Source organism: Shewanella sp. 10N.286.51.B7 (assembly GCF_002873615.1).
GTDB lineage: Bacteria > Pseudomonadota > Gammaproteobacteria > Enterobacterales > Shewanellaceae > Shewanella > Shewanella electrodiphila.
The window spans coordinates 1-2,399 of record NZ_MCUF01000096.1; the positions used below are offsets into that span (position 1 = coordinate 1).

General features: G+C 35.3%; 2 protein-coding genes. Both read left to right on the top strand.

Annotated elements, in window-relative coordinates:
• The first annotated feature begins 814 nt into the window (after positions 1-814).
• Entirely contained in the window at positions 815-1,423 is a 609-nt protein-coding gene (locus BCU84_RS20105) for a hypothetical protein (protein ID WP_102529816.1), read from the top strand.
• 57 nt (positions 1,424-1,480) lie between these two features.
• A complete protein-coding gene (locus BCU84_RS20110; protein WP_102529817.1) occupies positions 1,481-2,206 on the top strand; it encodes an SIMPL domain-containing protein in 726 nt (241 codons plus the stop codon).
• Positions 2,207-2,399: the final 193 nt, after the last annotated feature.

Sequence of the window (2,399 nt, forward strand, 5' to 3'; positions counted from 1 at the left end):
CTCACGCGATTTTCTTACTTTCCTCAATTCAAATTGAATCTTCTAGCTAATTTAGAACTAGATATTTTAGTTTTTTAAATTGACACAAATACAGTTAATTCGAAGAGATGAAAATTCGGGTGTAAGCACAGCAGTGACCGTCCATGACATGGCGAAGTTTCACTGTGTGAAACGCTCTGAGCGAGAGGCATGGATGCCGAACTGGCCGTTTAACATGGATGTTATTTGTCATGGCCGAGCTTTCAGGGACGAGCTTGCTGCGTGTCACAGTCGAGCTTGCACAAAAGGCCGCTTTTTCACATCCATGTGATCGCGACATTCCGTTCATCCTGAACATCCCAGCGGCAGGCAATGGGTTAAATTGTAGTAATGGACTACTGAAAAAGAGCCAATATAAATTAAGTATAAAGTTGGTGCTGGTAAAACGTTTTTACCCAAAGTTTGTTAGCCTTATATGACTGTATGGATATACAGTTATAATTAAAAAGCAGCAATTGACAGCACTTGCTTCTCGTTATGTAAAAGCAAAAATTCTCGGATTTACCATCCGAACAAATATATACCATTGAAAAATAACTATTTTATCACAGAGGAAGTTTACATAACGACCCAAATTAATTCTCGGTTATCTCAATTCTCGGTTTTATCCACTATTTAGTCGATTGATTTAAATTATGCTGGCTGTTAAGTTATTAAAATTATTAATAAATCAAGCTAAAAAGTGGTTGAGTTTTGGTAAGTGGCCTAGGGTGTTTATCGGAATTCTCGCTAATAAGCTGTTAAATGGCTCCATACATCTGAGTTATAGGAAATTATGGAAAATATAATAGGAACCAAGATTTCGGAAGTACTTGACGGGATGAAAGTCGAAGGTTCTGATCGCGTGTTATTAAGTGTTATGCTCCATGATGTTGTTTTTGATAATCAACGAGCAATATTTGATCTTGTTCAGCTAGGTCACTTGACCCCTGCATCTGCTTTATTACGCGTATTATTTGAAGCTCATGTTAGAGGAGTGTGGTTATTTGCATGTGCTACAGAAAAACAAGTTCAGCAGTACAAAAAAGACAGTGTTAAATCAAGAATAAAGCCTAAATGTGATATTCGGTTTCAAGAAATGATTTCTGATATCGAAAATGAAATGCCTCACTTGAATGGATCTTTGAGTGACTTTAAAAATAATCACTGGAAGGGTTTAAATAGTTTAACTCACTCAGGCACTCAACAATTTAAATATCAATTTAGTAATGGCGAAATGAGAAGAAAATATTCTATTGATTACGCAGACACCTTATTAGACTTCTCAAAAAGATTAGCAATACTCTCGCTCGGTAGCTTAGGGAAAATAGTAAAAAGTACGAAAATAATTCAGTGCAGCATAAATCTTTCCAACGAACATATTGCACAGCCATTTAACAAGTAAATTCAGGTGACGCCTACGGCGCACCTGATTTAGGCGTTATATTCACAAGGAGGTTCTATGAAATATCTAAGCATGTTTGCCTTACTGGTCTTTTCTTCTTTTTCTTATTCAAATAGTAGTTTACCTAATAATCGCCATATTTCAGTTGTTGGAACTGCGCAATTAAAAGCTAAACCTGATATTGCTGTAATACACCTAGAAGTTGAAAGCTTTAAAACTAAAAGTGCTGACGCCAAAAAAGACGTAGATGATAGAGTTAACAACTTCTTAGACGGCTTAGCCAAATTTAAAATTGATGAAGACAACGTTTCGGCTTCAAATATTTCTACACAACCTAATTATTCATACTCAAACAATGATAAAAGAGAATTAGATGGGTACACCGCTAACCGTAATTTAAAAGTTACTTTAAACGATCTTAAAAACTTAAACGCATTTATGGATTTTGCACTTAGTGTTCAAATTGATGAAATTCGTAATATAGAATTAAAAGCATCACAAGCAGATAAACTAAAAGATGAAGTTAACGCATTAGCGGTGAAGAATGCTAAAGAAAAAGGTAGTTCGTTGGCTAATGCTTTTGATGCAAAGCTAGGTAAAATTTATAGCATAAATTCAACTTCAAATAATAAGCGTAATAGATACGGGGCAAATAGCGATATTGAACGTATTGAAGTAACAGGCTCACGAATGAATAAACCTTCAAGTCCCGGTAAATACTTGCAAGAAAATATTGTATTTTCAGCTTCAGTTAGTGTTGTCTTTGATTTAGACGTAAAGTGAATATAACAAGCTAATTAATAAGGACAAAAAACAGTTGGCTGTTTTCGTTCCTCAACATTTTAGCCAACAATTTTTTGCCCATTATTAGGGCGTTCTTGACCTGCGGTAGACGATTTTTTAGTAAAAAGAAGTGATATTTTAGTCTAGCCGAGGGAGTAGATAGAACCAAACGCGATGGAAGAAACGCCTATTT